Raw genomic sequence first — 17,244 nt, 5'->3', positions numbered from 1 at the left:
CCTCCCTGCCGTGCGGCCGAGTCCGTGCGGTCCCGGCCTCGGTACCAGGATCCGACGGTGGTCCGCACCCGGTCATGGGGCCGAAGGTCCCGGCCCGCCGACGGGCGGCACCCGGCCCTCCGGCCCTCCGGCCGCGTCGGCCTGCGTGACGATGACCGCGGCCTGGACCCGTCGCTCCACCCCGAGCTTCGCCAGCAGGCGGGAGATGCGGTTCTTGACCGTCTTCTCCGCCAGACAGAGCCGCTCACCGATCTGCCGGTTGGTGAGCCCCTCGCCGATGAGGGCGAGAATCTCGCGCTCGCGACGCGTCAGGCCGGTCAGCACCTCCGGCTCCCGGGGCGCCGGTTCCCGCAGCCGCGCCAGGAGACGGGCCGTCGCGCCGGGATCGAGCATCGACCGGCCCGAGGCGACGGTCCGGACCGCGGAGACCAGGTCGGATCCCTCGATCTGCTTGAGCACATATCCGGCCGCACCAGCCATGACCGAGTCGAGCAGGGCCTCGTCGTCGTCGAAGGAGGTGAGCATCAGACAGGCCAGGTCCGGGAGGCGCGAGCGCAGTTCCCGGCAGACGCTCACTCCGTCCCCGTCCGGGAGCCGGACGTCCAGCACAGCGACGGACGGGCGCAGCGCCGGGACGCGCGCCAGGGCCCGCTCGGCGGTCGGTGCCTCGCCCACGACACGGATGTCCGGCTCGTCGTCGAGCAGGTCCTGCAGCCCGCGCCGCACGACCTCGTGATCGTCGAGCAGGAACACCGTGATCGGGGTGTCCGGGCCGGTACGCGGGGTCCGTGTCATCCGCCGCTCCTTTGCCGTCTGCGGTATTCCGAGGTGCGGAATCCCGGGACGCGATGTTCCGGGGCCGGCGCCCACCGGGAGTACGGGAACGGACGCGTCAGCCGCTCGCCCACCCGGAGCGCCACCGACCCCCTCAGGGTGCCACCGCACCGGCGCGTGCACCGGCCGGCGGTGCCGGGGCGGGCCGGGAGGTGCCCGGGGTGTTCCGGTCGTGCAGGCGTCACCGCCGGGCCCGGCGGCGGCTGACGGCTCTCGCATGGCGGAGCGGGGACAGCGGTGGTGTCCTGGAATCACCGGCCCGGCACGCCGGGAGAAGGACACGGGCGGTGACCGGCTCCTGCCCCCGGATGCCGGGGCGGGCCACCCACCGGTGGCCCGGGGGCGGCCGAGAGAGAGGCGAGCGCGGTGGTGCACCCGGTGGTCGTGGGGGTCGACGGCTCCGACCCCGGTTGGCGGGCGGCGGACTGGGCCGCGGACGAAGCCGCCCGGCACGGACTCCCGCTGAGGGTCGTTCACGCCTCCTGGTGGGAGCGGTACGACACCTTCATCCCGTCCACCAGCGTCGACCGGGCGGAGGCCCGGATCGCCGCGGCCGATCTCGTGGCGTCGGCCGAGCAGCGGCTCTCGCTCCGGCAGCCGGGCCTGACGGTGACCGGCGCGGTGGTGGCCATGGACCCGGTCAAAGCCCTGGTCGAGGAGGGCCGGTCCGCGCACGCGGTGGTCGTCGGCAGCCGCGGGCTCGGCACCCTGGCCGAGATGCTGCTGGGGTCGGTCGGCCTCGGGCTGGCCGGCCAGGCGACCTGCCCCGTACTGGTGGTGCGGGGCCGGGAGGAGAACGAGACCGGCCGGTTCCGCCGCGTCGTCCTGGGGGTGAGCCGGGGCAACGTGGACTCCCACGCCATCGGGTTCGCCTTCCGGGAGGCGGCGGCGCGGGGCGCGGAGCTGGTGGCGGTGCACGCCTGGCGGCGCTCGGAGGAGCGCTCGGGCGCCGCGGCCACGGGGGAGTCGGGGGCGGAGACGCTGCTCGACTCGGCGCTGAGCCGTGCGGCACCCGGGCACGAACAGGTGCCGGTGGTGCGGGAGTCCGTGGAGGGATCGCCCCGTCACGTCCTGCTGAAGGCAGCCGAGTCCGCCGACCTGCTCGTGGTGGGTGCGCGCCGCCGCCGCGGGCTGTTCGGCCTCGAACTCGGTCTGGTCAACCATGCCGTGCTGCACCACGCGATGTGCCCGGTCGCGCTCGTCCCCCGGAACGACGAGCCTCCTCACGCCGGGTCCACGGAGTAGTGCCGTCCGGAACGCCGCAGTCACGCGGGACGCCTCCTGGGTGATCGGCTGAAACGCGTATTGCCGCTGCATCCCCGGTGACGCAGGCTGGAGTTGTCGATCACTTCACCACGGGGGAGAGCCGCGTGCCGGACGTCGCGCCGGTGAACATGCCGTTCGCCGACCGGAATCGGCCCTCGTCCGACCTGAGGCGTCCGCGCCGGTGAGGGAGCGAGCTTCCGCGCAGGCCGCCCGCCCGCTCCGGTCCGACCGCAACTTCACCGTCTTCTGGGCCGTCCAGACCCTCTCCGAACTGGGCAACGCCTTCTCCCTGGTCGCCCTCCCCCTGCTGGTGCTCCACGCCACCGGCTCCGTGGCCAGGATGGGACTGCTCACCGCCATCGCCGGCGTCGGCCTGATCCTCACCGGGCTGGTGGGCGGGACCCTGGTCGACCGGTTCGACCGGCGGCGGATGCTGATGCTCTGTGACGCGGCCCGCTTCCTCCTCTACGGCCTGATCCCCGTCGTCTGGGCCGTGGACCCGCAGATCTGGCTGCTGTACGTGGTGATGGGGTTCGCCTCCGTCTTCGAGATGCTCTTCAAGATCACCTATGTCACCGCGGTCGCCAACCTCGTCGACCGGGACCGGATCGTCGAGGCCAACGGCCGGCTGGAGGCCACCAACGCGGTCGCGAACGTCGCCGGTCCCGCTCTGGCCGGGGCCGTGGCAGGCCTGTTCGGCCCCACCGCCGCCATCGCCATCAACGCCGGAAGCTTCGGTGTCTCGCTGCTCGGCCTGGCCTTCATCCGGCTCCGCCCGGCAGCCGGGCCCCCCGAGCGGCCCGCGGACGGAGAGGCCCCCCGCCGCGCCGCCCTGCACGACCTGCGCACCGGCTTCCGCACCGGCGTGGTGTTCCTGTGGCGCACCCCGGTCCTGCGGGCCCTGACCGTACTGCTGACGGTCACCACCTTCCTCGTCCTCGGCATGACCGACGTCGTCATCTACCACCTGCGCCACGGCCTGGGGCAGGACGACGAGGTCGTCGGCTATGTGCTGGCCCTGGCCGGACTCGGCACCTTCCTGGCCGCCGCGGCCAGCTCCTTCCTCCGCCGAACTCTGGGCTTCGGCCCCTGCTGGACGGGGGCCTTCGCGCTGGCCGCCTGCGCCGTCCTGGTGCTCGGGCTCGTCGACAGCGTGGCCGTGGCCGCCGTGACGGTCTTCCTCTACTCCGCCGGGATCACCCTCGCCGGGGTGTGCTCCATGTCGCTGCGGCAGCAGATCACCCCGGACCAGCTGCTCGGCCGCGTCACCTCCGCCTTCTGGACCGTCCACAGCAGCCTCGCCCCCCTCGGCGCGGCTCTGCTGACCGCCCTGGTCGGCCGGTACGGAGCGCGCGGGCCGCTGATCGGGGTGGCGGCGACGTTCCTGACCGTCGCCCTGATCGCGCTGTTCACCCCCATCCGCCGGCGTCACCCGGAGCGGACATCCGCCCCGCCCGTCCCCGGCGAGGCGTGCCACGACGCACCCGAAGTCCGCCGGTGACGAGGAGCGTTGCGGCCCGGTGCCACCCGGCCCGGCAGGCGCCCGTCACATGCGCACGTACTGCTCGATGTCCTCGCCGAACTCGGTCAGCGCCGCCCCGGTGAGGGTGGGCCGGGTCTCCGCGATGGCGGCCAGGAAGTCCTCGGTGCCCGCGGGTGCCCCCGCCCGGTCGAGGAATTCGCGTTCGAACGCCGCGTGAGCGCCCTTACTCGCGGCGAACTCGATGTCGGCGGGGGTGAACATCTCGCTGGCCTCGACCAGCCGGTGCAGGTCGACGCCGTCCGTCGCGGGCCCCAGATAGCGCCGCCAGATCGCCGCCCGCGCCACGGGGTCCGGGGGACCGACGGGGATGACGTAGTCGAACCGTCCGTGGCGCAGGAACGCCGGATCCAGGGAGCGCACCGAGTTGGTGGCGCAGATCAGCAGCCGGTCGTCGTGCTCCCGGAATCCCGGGATCAGCTTCAGCAGTTCGTTGGTGACCCCGTGCCCGGGGTCGACGGCCACGCCGGACCGGACACCCGCGATCTCCTCCACCTCGTCGATGAAGAGCAGGACGGTCTCCAGCTCGGCGAGGTCGGCGAACGCGTCCCGGAGCGAGGCGGCCGGCCCTCCCGCGGTGCCCGAGGCGAGCCGGGAGGGAAAGAGCTCCACGAACGGCCACGCCAGCCGGGAGGCGACCGCCTTCGCGAAACTGGTCTTCCCGGTGCCCGGCGGACCGAAGAGGATGACCGCCTTCGGGGGCCGCACCCCGTACCGGTCGGCCAGCGCGGGTTCCGCCAGCGGCAGCACGATCCGCCGCTCGATGGCCTCCTTCTCCCGCTCCATGCCGGCGAGCCCGTCCCACAGGCCGGGGAGCAGCACCCGGCCGCCGAGCTCCGCGAGGAGCCCGGCGTCGCTGGTGCCGAGATGCTCGATCTTCTCGTAGAGCACGAGGCCGGTGCGGGGCCGGTAGCCGGAGTTTTCCAGGGCCGCGGTCCCGGTGACACCCGGCTCCAGCAGCGCGCCGATCCGGCGCACGCCCTGGGCCCGCAGCCGCCGCTCGAGTTCGGCGATCAGGGAGCTGCCGATCCCGCGGTTGCGCCACATCCCGGCCAGTGCCACCAGCGTGATCCACGCCCGCTCACCGTGGGCCTGGGCCACGGCCATGCCCACCACCTCGTCGCCCACCACGGCGACCACGGCGGGCGCCCCCGACCGGGCGGCGATCATGACCTCGGAGACCGGGAAGACGGGAGCAGCGTCGTCCGCCTGCCGGGCCTGGTCCCAGATCTGGATGGCACGGTCCAGATCGTCGTCGCGGAAGTCCCGCAGTCGCCACGTCGGCATGATCACCCCTGGCCGAGGTCGCCACTGCCCCGGCCGCCGCACGCCGCCCCTCGGGCACCGCATGCCGCGCCCGCCGAGGCGCACCTGCCCTGCCCATTCTCCGTGCCGGACGGCCCGCCGTCGAACGGGCGGGCGGCCGCGCGGGTGCTACGGCCGGGCCCGGCAGGTCGCGTCCCGGGACGGTGGCCGCCGAACTCAACAGCCGCCCACGCAAAGCGCTCGGCTGGGAAACCCCAGCCGAGCGCTTCGCCACGTTGCTGGACCTAGCCAGCTGACCAGCAGTTTTGCAACGACTCCTCGAATTCACCCACGGCGGGGGCTTCAGCGCTTGAGCGGTGAGCGCAGGACCGGCAGTTGTCGTCAACCGCGGCTACAGCATCGAGACCGAAGTCTCAGCGCTCGGATGCCGAAGCATCGAGCCTTATGCCACTCCCCAGACCCACTTGGAGCAGCGGTGCATCTTGAAGTTCTTGTCCAGCAGGCACACCTTCAGCCTGACGGAGATTCCCTCGGCTATGTGCGCGGGAACCTTGGTGCACTTGCCCTTTCCGCCGACGATGAGTGATTTCCCCTCGTTCAGCCACTCCGCCATCAAGCGCACCTCCATACCGTCCTTCGCGTTATCGCAGACCCTGAAGCTCTCCCCCGTGGCGCGGAACTCCGCGAAGCCCGCGTCGTCTGTCGTCATCGCATGGTTGCTCTGTGCGGCGAACGCCGGTGAGGTGCAGAGAATTGCAGCGGCGGCGGTGGCGATCCCGGTCGCCAGAAGACCTCGAACCTTCATTGACTCCCCCAGTTCGGATTCCCTTTGGTCGGACCAAAGGGGTGATGAAAGTGATGGGCGGTGCAGGTGCGCCATACCGTCAGGTGGACCGCACCCCCGCCGGCGCAGGCGGTCGCGCGGCCGAAAGGCTCACCCGGCGAGGCCGCCACTTAATGCGTCTGGATGAGCATTAAGGCTGTGGGGACACTATCGGGTGTGAACACGCCGGGCAACTTCTGCTCATCGAGTGCTGCGGGCATCTCCCGCCGCCCTCCGGCGGGCGGCGCGCCAGGACTCCTGCGAACGCGGGCGGCGTCCGAAGTCGAGACGCCCCTTCCGCCCTCACGTGAACGGGCGGCTGTGCCCGCCGGCGGCGGTCGGCTTCCCCTTCACGGGCACTTCGGCCGGGCATGCCAAGGAGGGAAGCGTTCCGGGCGGTACGGCGCGGAGGTCCGGTCAACCTCCACGGCTCCGCTCGCGTCTGAGGGCTCGAGAAACCAACCGGCCGCACCATGGAGGGGCGCCCCGGCCGGTCACCGCCCCGCCGCCGGCGTGCACCGGGCAGCGGGCCGGTCGGCCCGCGGACCGGCGCCTCCACTCCGACCTCGGAGGAAGTACCGCACGAATGATCACGACACTGGCCGTCGAGAACTACCGCTCGCTGCGCAAACTGATCGTCCCCCTCGGCCGGCTCACCGTGGTGACCGGCGCCAACGGCACCGGCAAGTCCAGCCTCTACCGCTCCCTGCGTCTGCTGGCCGACTCCGCCCGCGGCGGAGCCGTCGCCGCCCTGGCCCGCGAGGGCGGCCTGCCCTCCACCCTGTGGGCGGGACCCGAGAGCGTCAGCCGGGCGGTGCGCGCGGGCGAGGCACCGCTGACGGGCACGCTCCGTACCGAACCCGTCAGCCTCCGCCTGGGCTTCGCGGGGGACGAGTTCGGCTACGCCGTCGACTTCGGACACCCCATTCCCTCCGCCGGAACCCCCAAGGTGCCGTCGCTGTTCAACCTCGACCCGGAGATCAAACGCGAGGCGACCTGGGCCGGCCCGGTGCTGCGCCCCGCCGCGCTCCTGTCGGACCGGTCCGGGCCCGCGGTGAAGACCCGCGCGGCCGACGGGAGCTGGCACCGCAGCACCGGTGTTCTGCGCCCCCACGACTCGATGCTCAGCGAACTCGCCGATCCGCAGCTGGCACCGGACCTCCTCACCCTGCGCGAGCACATCCGCTCCTGGCGCTTCTACGACCATGTGCGCACCGACGCCGACGCACCGGCCCGCTCCACCCGCATCGGCACCCGCACCCCCGTGCTCTCGGCCGACGGCTCCGACCTGCCGGCGGCACTCCAGACGATTCGGGAGACCGGCGACGAGGAGGCCCTCGCCGAGGCCGTCGACGCGGCCTTCCCGGGCAGCCGGATCGAGATCGCCCCGAGTGACGGCCGCTTCGGCCTCCAGCTGCACCAGCCCGGCCTGCTGCGACCGCTGGGTGCCGCGGAACTCTCCGACGGCACCCTGCGCTACCTGCTGTGGGCCGCGGCGCTGCTCACTCCCCGCCCGCCCGCGCTGATGGTGCTCAACGAGCCGGAGACCAGCCTGCACCCGGACCTCCTCGAGCCCCTGGCCGACCTGATCCTCACGGCGAGCCGGGACACCCAGACGGTCGTGGTGACCCACGCCGGACCGCTGGCGACGGCGCTGACCGCCGGGGCAGCCCGGCACCGGGTGGAGCTGCAGAACATCGAACTCGTCAAGGAGTTCGGCCGCACCGAGGTCGCGGGCCGCGAGAGCATCCTGGACGAACCGCTGTGGCACTGGCCGAAACGCTGACGAACGCCGGCCGGGTTTCCGCGCCGGTTTCCGTGCCGGATCCGGCACGGCCCGGGCCGCCGGTTCAGGGCTCCCGCGGGAGGTCTCGGTGCGGGCTCGCGGGTTCCGGCGCGGCGGCCCGGCGGGGAGGCCGGACCTCCCAGGGCTCGGCCGGGGTGCCGTCCGGCTCCCACCCGTAGCGGAGCAGCCGGCGCGCGTCGGCGGACCGCCCCGCGTCCCGCAGCAGGGCGACGGCCTGCTTCAGGGCATAGCCGTAACCGTCGCCGCGGTCCGCGTACTGCTGCCAGGCGGTGAGCGCGTCGTCGGTACGGTGCGCCTCCGTGTACAGGCGGGCGACCAGGGCGGAGTGATCGACATCCCGGCAGGTCCGCAGATACGCGACGGCGCCGTCGGTCCGCCGGGTCCTCCCGAGCAGTTCCGTCAGCTGGTCCTGCGCGTACCAGCCCCCTTCACCGACGACCTTCAGCAACTCCCGCTCCAACGCGTCGGTGCGGCCCGTCCTGTCCAGCAGGGCGGTCATCTCACGCCATGCCTGGCGATAGCCCCGCGCGTCGAGTCGGGCGTACCAGGTGAGTGCTTCGTCGCTCCGGCCGGCGTCCGCGGCGAGACCCGCGGTGCGGAACACCGTCGACGGATCGTCGGAGTCGGCCCGCTCCCGCAGCCACCGGCCCACCTGACGCACATCCTCGGCGTCGCCGCAGTGCACGGCTCGCGGGCCGCCGTCCCCGCGGTCGGTCAGACACCGCCGGACGTCGTCATAGCGGTCGGCGACATCGATGAGCAGCGCTGCCCTCAGCAAGGCGCTCGCATCGCCCGATGCCGCGGCCTCGTCCCATCCGGGCAGCAGATCGCGCGGTGCGGTGCCCGACTCCGGCATCCCGAACCCGAAGAGACCGGCCATCCCACCGAGCAGGCCGATGCACTCGCGCATCAGCAGCAGGGCCACGCCCGCGTACCCCTGTGCCTGCAACAGCCCCGCCATCCGGCGCAGGGAACGGGCGCCGCCCGGTGGTTGCGCGGATCCGGCCGACGGCGACGCCAGCCAGGTGAGCGCCTCGTCCCCCCGGCCCCTGCCGTGCAGCATGCCCACGGCGTGGTCCAGCGCGGCGCAGTCACCGTCGTCCGCCCGCTCCTTCAGCCAGGCGATGGCCTCCTCCACGCGCCCGTCGGCCTCCAGCAGTTCGGCGACCTCGACAGCCGTGGTGTCGTTCACGGCCCGGTGGCTGAGCGCGTACGCCTTCAGCCACTCCACGGCTTCGTCGGCGGGCCGCAGGGCGACCCACCGCCGGACCGTCTCCGGCAGGGCCATGGTGTCGCCCCGTTCGGCAAGGCCGCGCAGCCAGCCGATCGCCTCGTCGGCCCGCCCGGCACCGATCAGCAGTTCCGCCGCCGTGCGCAGCCAGGCCTCGCGGGCCGGTGCCTCCCAGTCGCACTCCTCGGCGAGGCGCTGCCACACGCGGATTGCCTCTTCCGTATGCCCCTGCTCCTGCAACAGCCCGGCCAGACCGCACACTTCCGAGATGCCGCCGCCGGTGTGCCGGTCCCGCAGCCAGGCGAGGGCTTCGTCGCTGCGTCCCTCGCGCACCAGCACGTCCAGGATCCGGCGGGAGGTGTAGCCGTGGGTCATCTGCTCGGCTCTCTCCCACCAGACGCCGGCCTCCTCCCGGCCGGAGCCCCGCAGGAAGTGGGCGGCCCGCACCGGGGCCTCGCGGTCGCCCGCGGCCGTGGCGGCCTCCCACCAGCTCAGTGCCTCGTCCGCGCGGCCCTCCCGGGCGGCCACGGCACCGGCGAGCGCCATGGCCCGGGGATCCCCGGCGTCGGCCGCACACCGCCACCACGGCACCGCCTCGTCCCGGCGGTCGGCCCGCTCCAGCAGACGCGCCAGCTGCACCATCGCGTCGCGGTCACCGGCCTCGGCGGCACGGTGCAGGAGCACGGCCGCGCACCGGTACCGGCCCCGCTGCTCGGCCGCCTCGGCAAGGGCACGGAGATCGCTGCCGACGGTGAGACGGCCGGCGGCGGCATCCCAGAAGCCGGCGGGCGGGCACTCGGCGGCGCGGGTGCGCTCGCCGTGCTGCCGGAGGTAGTCGGCCGGCCGCACCACACCGGGGACCGCGCCCATGCCGGAAGCGGGCGCCACGTCCTGCAGCGCACTGGTCACATCCCTGATCACCGTGCGGGCGTAGCCGAGACCGCGGGTGAACCAGTGGTCGGGGCTGCCCTCGCAGGTGACGGCGGCGGCGCGCCGGCGTTCGGTCAGATAGCCGAAGGCGGCGGCTTCGAGGAAGGCGTACGGCAGCGGGGCGGCCGCCCCCAGGCGTGACGCGTCCAGAGCCACCGTGATCAGGGCCTTGCCGTAGACGCCGGCGGCATCGGACGGACTCTCGTAGTGATCCACCAGCTGCGCGGCGGCGGTGAGTTCCTGCGTCACCTCGGAGCTGCCGCCCCGCAGGGCCGCCGCCAGCGCCGGGTCGTGCCCGGCCGCCGCACGGACCGCGTCCAGACCGTCGGAGAACGTGTCGGGAACGTGGGCGTTGTGCGCCTGCTCCAGCAGGATCCGGGCCTGCCGGTGGGGGTCGTTCAGATCCCCCTGCCGGGGGGCCGCGGTGAGGTCCCGGTGCCGGTCCGGCCACAGGGTGGCGATCACGATGAGCGGACCGTCACCGTCCAGCCGGCGCAGCAGTCCGGCGGCGACGGCCTCCCCGGCCGGGCCCGTCAGGTGGTCCTGCGCCTCGTCCAGCCACACCACGGTCCCCGGGGCCACGGCGTCGGCGGCCAGCGCCGCCAGCAGCCCGTCCCCGTCGGCGGGACACAGCATCACGAAGTCCTCCGGCACCGCGGCCCGGAGCGCCTCGAACGCGGTCCGGGTCTTGCCCGTACAGGACCCGCCGCGCACCACCACCAGCAGCGGTGGCGCCCCGTCCGCGGCGGCCCGCACCAGCCGTTCGCGCAGGCGGAGATCGTGGGGGCGGGGCACATAGTGCGGCAGCACGAACTCGGACGTGGCATCCGTGCCGGAGAGCCCGCTGATCGCCCGGTGCACCCCCAGCCGCTGCGCGCCCCACGACCGCAGCGGACGCGGCCGGTCGGGCAACGCCGCCCGGAGTGCCTGCCGTTGCTCGCGTTCGGCGGCCTCGCGTGCCCGCCGTTCCTCCTGTTCGACGGCTGCGCGCGCCTGACCCCGCACGGCGGCGTCCGGGGAGGGCGGCGCCGCCCGCCGGTCCTGCTCGGCCTTCCAGCTGATCTCCCAGCGCTCACCGGCCAGCAACTCGGCGACCGTTTCCTCCGAGGGACCGTCCGGATCCACTTTCGTGCCGAGGATGCCCTGGCGGCGGGCCTCCTCGCGGATCTCCCCGACGACGGTCAGCAGCGCCCTCGCGGAAGTCGGGCAGTGCTCACCGCGCAGCCATGACCCCACCGTGTTCCTGCTCTTGACGCCGGTGAGCAGACGGCCCAGTGCGCTGTCCGTCGGCCGGCGCCCCAACCGGGTGCGCTTCAGCGTGCCGACGCGCCGTAAGTCCTCGAAAATGTCAGGCGTTCTGCCCACCTGCCGCCCCCCAGCGTGCCCGGATGATGTCCTGCTGTCCGGAGCGGACGCGGCCGGACACGCCGAGCGTAGGCCGTCCACCAGGCGCCGGGCACACCAAGTGCCCAATTCGTTGCGGACTGTTGCGGGACGCGACACCGGACGTCCAGCCTCGCCGCAGTCGGCCCCGCTCGGGGCCCGTCCGAGGGGGATCCATGACCGGTCTTCATCTGCTGGCCCTGCTGCTGGCGTTCTCCGTCGCCGTGCACATCGGCTCCGCCGCCGCCTTCGTCGCCTGGCGCGGCGGCGCCTCGCCGGCCGTCGCGGTCGCGATGGGCGGCAGCGCTGTCGGCGGCGTGTTCGCGCTGTACCTCGCGGCCGTCGGTGCCTATCACTAGGTGTATTGATCACGAGCGGCGCGGAGCGAGTTGTGGCCAGGGGGCGGTTGAGCCCCCTGAGCCCCCGCCGTTCCGCGAGGAAAAGCAGTCGTGGAACATGCCGGGTGTGGGGGAGAATCTCTCGGTTCACCTAGGTACCAGGAGATTCATGTACAAGCGTCTGGCCCCGCTCACCGTCTGTCTTGCGCTCGCCGCTTTCGGCGCCTCGGCATGCGGCCCGTCCGGTGACCGTGGGCCGAGCGCCTCGCCGACACCGGCTGCCGCGCCCGTGTCCGCCTCCGCCGCCCCGTCCGGGAGCCCGTCGGCGACCCCCACCGAAGGGCGCCGGCTGGCAGGGCTGGCGGCCGAGCTCTACCTCAGGATGGTCCGGAAGCACTACCCGGAGCTGGACCGCATCAGCGATGACGTGCTCGTTGCTCATGGCAACGCGTTCTGCCTCGCCCCCAGGGAGGCCCTCGTCGACCGGGCCATCAGGACCAAGAAGGAACTCGAGCTCACCGGGAAGCAGGCTTCGGGAATCCTCGGTGCCGCACACGGCTATTGCGGCAGGAAGGCGTTCGGGTGACGCCGGAGGACCAGGTCGGGGCCAGGGCCTGTCGCTTGGACCGGGCCGGGCCGCGGTGTCCGGCAGCGCGCCTCCAGGCTGTGCCGCCGGTTCGGGGCAAGCGCGGCCGGCCTCCGGCGGCGCTTGCCCCGACGCCCTGCTCGGTGACCGCGGCTACGGCCACGATCAGTACCGCCGATGAGGCCAACTCCTAACTCTCCCGGCCCTCCTCGACCACCTCCACCCGCGGTGTGCGCAGGTTTCTCGGGTCGATGCGGAGCGCGCGGCGGTCCGTGTTCCGCATCGCGACAAGGTCCTCGTCCCACCGCCGGTCGCGCAGCTCGGAGTCGGTGAGCAGCAGGTCCGCGCCGGTTCGCCCGGTGGCGGCCAGGTGGCCGACGAAGCCGAGCGGCAGCCGCTCGACGCGCCATCCCGGCCAGGCGGCGGCCGTGCGCGCTGTGAGGCGGGAAGGTACGGGCTCCGTGGTCCAGTAGCGCAGTCGGCGCGCGGGGACGTCGACGACCACGCCGGCGTTGACGGTCTCTTCCATCGGCATGGGGTACGGGGCGTGGGCGGGCAGCGTCCCGGTGAGGGACTCGCCGTGCCGGGCCAGCCATGGCACCACCTCGCGGAGGGTCAGCTGGTGGTCCAGCACCGTGTGATCGGCCCTGATGAGGCTCACCACCGCTTCAGCGGGTGCGAGGAAGTCGGCGATGATCTCGCTGTGGAGCACCGAGATCCGCCACGCGCCGGGGTCCCAGCCGACGAACCAGCCCTCCCGTGAGGTCAGCGGCACCGCGTCGCACAGGTCCGGGCCCGTCTCGGCCTCGGTGGCGGCCGGCTCGGCTCCCGCCACCATGTCGGCGAGGTCATCGCGCCCGCCCCACGCGTACTCCACGTCCCAGCCGTCCCAGTCCGATGCCGACGCCCGTCGCCGCGCGTGGCAGTCGAGGTAGTGGGCGTCCGGCGGGTCGCAGCCGTAGTAGCGGTATCGGTGGGCGACCAGGTCGAGGGCGGCGCCGCAGCAGAAGGGGCCGTCCAGAAGAACACGGGCACGGCCGTCGCCCACGCGCGTGCCGCCGCGAAGCACCGACTCGACGAGGCGCATGCGGTCGGTCGCGTCGGTGAGGTCCCACCTGCCCCACTTCTCGCGCATGATCCAGCTCGTGCCGTCCTCGGCCCGCAGGGCATACGCCGTCCAGCACCCCATGCCGGCACGATAGTTGCAGGAGCAGGCTGTGCCTCCATCGAGCGAGCATCACAAGAGATGACCTCTAAGGTATGGGCATGGGCGAGAAGACGATTCCGATCCTGCCGTGCCAGTCCCTCCAGCCCGTTCTCACCTTCTACTCGGCTCTCGGGTTCGAGGTGACCTTCCAGCAGAAGAGCCCCAATCCCTACGCCGTCGTGCAGCGCGGCGACATCGAGCTCCAGTTCTTCGGGCTGAAGCAGTACGACCCGGCCGCGTCGGTCAGCACCTGCTACGTCCTGACCGACGATGTCGATGGGCTGTACCAGGCGTTCCGTGCCGGCCTGAAGGAGGCGTACGGGAGGATCCCCACCCGCGGACTCCCGCGCGTCGGACCGGTGAAGGACATGTCGTACGGCGTGCGGCAGTTCCTGATCACCGATCCCGCGGGCAACTGCCTCCGCATCGGACAGCCGACCCGCGAGGACCAGCACCACCGGCCCGCCCCTCAGGAGACGTTCGCCCGGGCGCTGCACCATGCGTCCCTGCTCGCCGACTCGAAGGGCGACCCGGCGGCCGCGGCGAAGGTCATCGACCGTGTGCTCCGCCTGGAGGACGAACGGCCGACTCCCCTGCAACTGCTGCACCTTCTGGTCCTCCGGGCGGATGTCGCCGGGCGGCTGGGGGACGAGGAGACCGCGGCGACCGCCTGCGCCGACGCCGCCGCGGTCCGGCTCACCGCCGAGGAACGGAGTTCGGCCCGTGCCGAGCTGGCGCGGTTGGCGGACCTGCGGACCGTCGGCGGGCCGTGAGAGTGCGGTGCCCGTCCTCAGCCCCGGTCCTTGAACCGATCCGTCACGGGCGGGCACACGGCGCCGCGCTGCGGACCGGGTCCCGGGGGAGGAGGGTCGGTAAACGGCTCGCGGGCCCGTGTGCGGAGGGCTCGGAGTCACCAGTAGGCCGCGTGGGGGCGCTCGGTCCTCGGGGGTGCCGTGGCACCCCGAGGCGGCGGTCAAGCGGGCCGGTCCACCGCCGGCACGCGCGCCCAGTGGGTGGTGCCCTGCCGGTGACGGCGGGTTCCGTGCGCGGTGGCGAGCGTGTCGACGATGGCCAGACCGCGTCCGTGCTCGTCCTGGGCACACGATGCCGCCCAGGCCCCCTGCTGCGCGGCCGGGCCGCCGTCGGTGATGCCGACCCACACCCGCCGCCCCGTGTGTTCGAGCAGCACATTCAGGGCCAGCGGCGGTCGTGCGTGCTCGACGGCGTTGGTCACCAGCTCGGACACCACCAGCAGGACCGAGGCGGCCGCGTCCTCGGCGACCTGCCACCGGCGCAGCACGGATCCGACGATCTGGCGGGCGTGCCGGACCGACTCCGGACGGTGCGCGAGTCGATACGACGTGTGGTGGTCGGTGAGCGGCAGGCCCGCCGGGCCGCTGGGCGGGTCGTCCTGCTCCCGGCCCGGCCGACGTCGCTGCCGGGCGTCGGTCGCCGGAGCGAGTGCGAGCGATGAGTGGGTGCTCTTCATGGTCGTCTGCCGGAGGTGAGGGCGTCAGGGAACGAACAACACCTCCACCCTGCACAACGCCCGCGCCGGGCGAAGCCCGGAACATACCCGAACCACTACCCGGGTACGCACTACCCGCTTCCGGCTCCCCGCTTCCGGCTCGCCACGTCCTCCGCCGATCCGGCGTCGAGGCCGTCGGTAGGTGAAACCGGCGGCGGCACAGCGGTGGACACGCGGCGGCGGGCCAGGTGGAGCGCGCGGCGGTGATCCGCCCGGGGGAGTACGGATCCCCGAAGCGCCGTCGGCCCCGCCCCTTCCCCGCAGACCTCGCGTGCCGGGACTCCACCGCCGGCGGCCCCCGCCCCGGGGCAAGAGCGGTCCCGACCGGCTCCGCGCGCCGATCACCGGTCCCGGACGGACATCCGCACGGCCGCAGGCCCCGTCCGGACATCGCCCCGGCGCAGGCCCCGTCCGGACATCCGTACCGGCGCCGGCCCGGACGGCCGACGACCGGCCCCGGCACCGGCCGTCGGGCACTCCATGGGTAGCGCGCGCCCAGGTATCCCTCCGGGTGGTTCTCCCCTCACAGGATCCGGGGCCGGCCCACATGATCGGTCACATCGTCCTGCGCGTCCGTGCCGCGCCTCGCCGGCAGACCCGGTGCCTCGCGCACCGAAGAAGTGGCCCGCAGCCGTACCCGGCCCTCCCGTGCCGCCCGACCACCCACGGAGATCCCATCAACACGCCCGCTTCGCACGACGGTTCCGGCCCGCACTACCGGGCCGCCCGGATCCTGCACGACCAGGACGGCCCCCTGGAGGAGGTCGCCGGGCACCTGCTCGCGACCGAGCCCGCCGGCAGGGCGTGGGTCGCCGGTGCACTCCGTGCCGCCGCGCGCCTGGCCGCGGCACGGGGCGACGCCGAGGCCGCCGTCACGTACCTGCGGCGCGCACTGGAGGAACTGCCCGCGGCGGGGCGGGGCGTGCTCCTCGCCGAACTCGGCCGCGCCGAGGCACCGGCTCATCCGGCGGCGGCGGTCCGCCACCTGTGTGCCGCGCTGGACGAGCTCACCACCCCGGTGGCCCGGCTGGACGTGGTGCCCGTACTGGCCGACGCCCTGGCGCGGGGGCAGCGCGGCTGCCAGGCGGGCGAACTCCTCGAACGCGAGGCCCGGCTGCTGGCCACCACCGGTCCCTCGTGCGACGACGCCTCGTTCGGCCTGCGTCTGCAGCGTGTGCTCATCGAACTGGACGACCTGGAGAAGCGGCCGTGGATGACCGACAGGCTGGCCGAGCTGACGGCCGACGCGGACCGCGACCCCGGCCACCGACGGGCGGTCCGGGCGGTCCGCGCGGCACTGGCGGTCGGCCGCCCCGCCGACCGGGCGGCCGTGGCCGAGGACGCCCGTGACGCGCTGGACCCGTCGCCGCCCCGGGACGACACCTCCGCCGCCGCGACCGGACTGGCCGTCCTCGCCCTTCTCTGGTGCGACCGGCCGGCCGAGACGACGGACTTCCTCGACCGCCTGGCGGAACGGACCCAGTGGCACGACTGCGCTCCGGCGCGGACGCTGCTGGCGATGGGCCGCTGCGAGGTGGCCTACCGGGCCGGCCGTCTCCAGCCCGCCCTCGACGCGGGACGCCACTGGCTCGACCTGGCCTCGGCCGTCCGCGGCAACGCCATGGTGCCCCTGGCGGCCGCCGGGGTCCTGCGGGTGCTGCTGGAGACGGGACGGCGGGAGGAGGCCCCCGCGCTGCTGCTCGGCGCCGATCCCGAGCGGTACGGCACCTCCTGGCAGTGGGCACACCTGCTGGAGGCGCGGGCGCGGCTGCGCCTGGCGCACGGCGACCTCCCCGGGGCCCTGGAGGACCTGCTGGAGTGCGGCCGCCGCCAGATCGCCTGGCAGCGCGACAACCCCGCCGTCCTGGTGTGGCGGTCACTCGCCGCCGTCACCCACCTCGCGCTGGGCAGCCCCGGACAGGCCGCGCGCCTGGCGCACCAGGAACACGAGCAGGCCCAGGACTGGGGCGCCCCTCGGACCCTCGGCGTCAGCCTGCGCGCCGTCGGTATGACCGCCCGTGGCCGTCAGGGCCTGAAGCCCCTGGAGGACTCCGTCGGGCTGCTCGAGGAAGCCGGGGCCACCCTCGAACTCGCGCGGTCGCTGGTCGAGTACGCCACGGTGCGCTGCGAGGCCGGTCACGCCCGGCTGGCCCGGGAACTGGCGCTGCGCGGACTGGTCCTCGCCCGGCAGTGCGGGGCGGTCGACCTCGCCGCACTGGCCCGCGAGCGGCTGCGGACCTTCGGCGCCCGGCCCCGCAGGACGCACGAGGCCGGGGTGCAGGCGCTGACCGACAGCGAACGCCGTGTGGCGCTGCTCGCCGCCCGTGGGCACACCAACCGGGAGATCGCCGACACCCTGTTCATCACCCGGCGTACCGTCGAGAACCATCTGACCAGCGGCTTCCGCAAACTCGGCATCAGCGGCAGACGCGAGTTGGGGCCGCTGCTCGACGCGGCGGCCCCGCTCGGTGACGGGCCCGGCGCCGAGGGTTCGTGACCCGGTGC

The 17,244-nt window shown here is 73.8% G+C and carries 13 protein-coding genes; 7 read left to right on the top strand and 6 right to left on the bottom strand.

Annotation, left to right across the window (positions count from 1 at the left end; all coding sequences use genetic code 11):
- Window positions 1–72: 72 nt before the first annotated feature.
- Window positions 73–795, bottom strand: coding sequence for a response regulator (locus ABT112_RS03925; RefSeq protein WP_351505239.1), 723 nt, complete (start codon window positions 793–795; stop codon window positions 73–75).
- 405 nt (window positions 796–1,200) lie between these two features.
- Between ABT112_RS03925 and ABT112_RS03920 the strand changes: the two genes are divergently transcribed.
- Window positions 1,201–2,079 (top strand): universal stress protein, encoded by an 879-nt coding sequence (locus ABT112_RS03920; protein ID WP_351505237.1) that lies wholly within the window; start codon window positions 1,201–1,203, stop codon window positions 2,077–2,079.
- A gap of 202 nt (window positions 2,080–2,281) precedes the next feature.
- Window positions 2,282–3,601 (top strand): MFS transporter, encoded by a 1,320-nt coding sequence (locus tag ABT112_RS03915; protein WP_351505235.1) that lies wholly within the window; start codon window positions 2,282–2,284, stop codon window positions 3,599–3,601.
- 45 nt (window positions 3,602–3,646) lie between these two features.
- Here the strand turns inward: ABT112_RS03915 and ABT112_RS03910 are convergent, their stop codons facing one another.
- Both ABT112_RS03910 and ABT112_RS03905 read right to left on the bottom strand, forming a co-directional pair.
- Window positions 3,647–4,927, bottom strand: a complete 1,281-nt coding sequence (locus tag ABT112_RS03910) for an ATP-binding protein (protein ID WP_351505233.1) — start codon at window positions 4,925–4,927, stop codon at window positions 3,647–3,649.
- A 421-nt stretch (window positions 4,928–5,348) separates the two neighbouring features.
- Complete coding sequence (locus ABT112_RS03905; RefSeq protein ID WP_351505231.1) at window positions 5,349–5,711, bottom strand: hypothetical protein; 363 nt, start codon at window positions 5,709–5,711, stop codon at window positions 5,349–5,351.
- Window positions 5,712–6,315: 604 nt separating this feature from the next.
- On the opposite strand from ABT112_RS03905, the gene ABT112_RS03900 reads away from it, so the two are divergent.
- Window positions 6,316–7,515 carry an AAA family ATPase gene (locus ABT112_RS03900; RefSeq protein ID WP_351505229.1) on the top strand — a complete coding sequence of 400 codons (1,200 nt, stop codon included), beginning with the start codon at window positions 6,316–6,318 and terminating at the stop codon, window positions 7,513–7,515.
- A gap of 64 nt (window positions 7,516–7,579) precedes the next feature.
- Here the strand turns inward: ABT112_RS03900 and ABT112_RS03895 are convergent, their stop codons facing one another.
- A complete protein-coding gene (locus tag ABT112_RS03895) occupies window positions 7,580–11,062 on the bottom strand; it encodes a tetratricopeptide repeat protein (RefSeq protein ID WP_351505227.1) in 3,483 nt (1,160 codons plus the stop codon).
- A gap of 194 nt (window positions 11,063–11,256) precedes the next feature.
- On the opposite strand from ABT112_RS03895, the gene ABT112_RS03890 reads away from it, so the two are divergent.
- Both ABT112_RS03890 and ABT112_RS03885 read left to right on the top strand, forming a co-directional pair.
- Window positions 11,257–11,439, top strand: coding sequence for a hypothetical protein (locus ABT112_RS03890; protein WP_351505225.1), 183 nt, complete (start codon window positions 11,257–11,259; stop codon window positions 11,437–11,439).
- Window positions 11,440–11,587: 148 nt separating this feature from the next.
- The gene (locus tag ABT112_RS03885; protein ID WP_351505223.1) at window positions 11,588–12,004 is read left to right on the top strand and encodes a hypothetical protein; all 417 of its coding nucleotides are present in this window, start codon (window positions 11,588–11,590) and stop codon (window positions 12,002–12,004) included.
- A 190-nt stretch (window positions 12,005–12,194) separates the two neighbouring features.
- On the opposite strand, the gene ABT112_RS03880 is transcribed toward ABT112_RS03885, so the two are convergent.
- Window positions 12,195–13,193, bottom strand: coding sequence for a hypothetical protein (locus tag ABT112_RS03880; protein ID WP_351505221.1), 999 nt, complete (start codon window positions 13,191–13,193; stop codon window positions 12,195–12,197).
- Window positions 13,194–13,270: 77 nt separating this feature from the next.
- On the opposite strand from ABT112_RS03880, the gene ABT112_RS03875 reads away from it, so the two are divergent.
- Window positions 13,271–13,984, top strand: coding sequence for a bleomycin resistance protein (locus ABT112_RS03875; RefSeq protein WP_351505220.1), 714 nt, complete (start codon window positions 13,271–13,273; stop codon window positions 13,982–13,984).
- Window positions 13,985–14,184: 200 nt separating this feature from the next.
- Here ABT112_RS03875 and ABT112_RS03870 read toward each other — a convergent pair whose 3' ends face one another.
- Complete coding sequence (locus ABT112_RS03870) at window positions 14,185–14,700, bottom strand: ATP-binding protein (protein WP_351505218.1); 516 nt, start codon at window positions 14,698–14,700, stop codon at window positions 14,185–14,187.
- Between the two features lie 586 nt (window positions 14,701–15,286).
- Between ABT112_RS03870 and ABT112_RS03865 the strand changes: the two genes are divergently transcribed.
- Entirely contained in the window at window positions 15,287–17,236 is a 1,950-nt protein-coding gene (locus tag ABT112_RS03865) for a LuxR C-terminal-related transcriptional regulator (protein WP_351505216.1), read from the top strand.
- Window positions 17,237–17,244: the final 8 nt, after the last annotated feature.

Origin of the sequence: Streptomyces sp. NPDC002055, from assembly GCF_040296705.1 — a bacterium.
In the GTDB taxonomy this organism is placed as follows: Bacteria; Actinomycetota; Actinomycetes; order Streptomycetales; family Streptomycetaceae; genus Streptomyces.
This window is presented reverse-complemented; position numbering and strand designations above follow the sequence as displayed.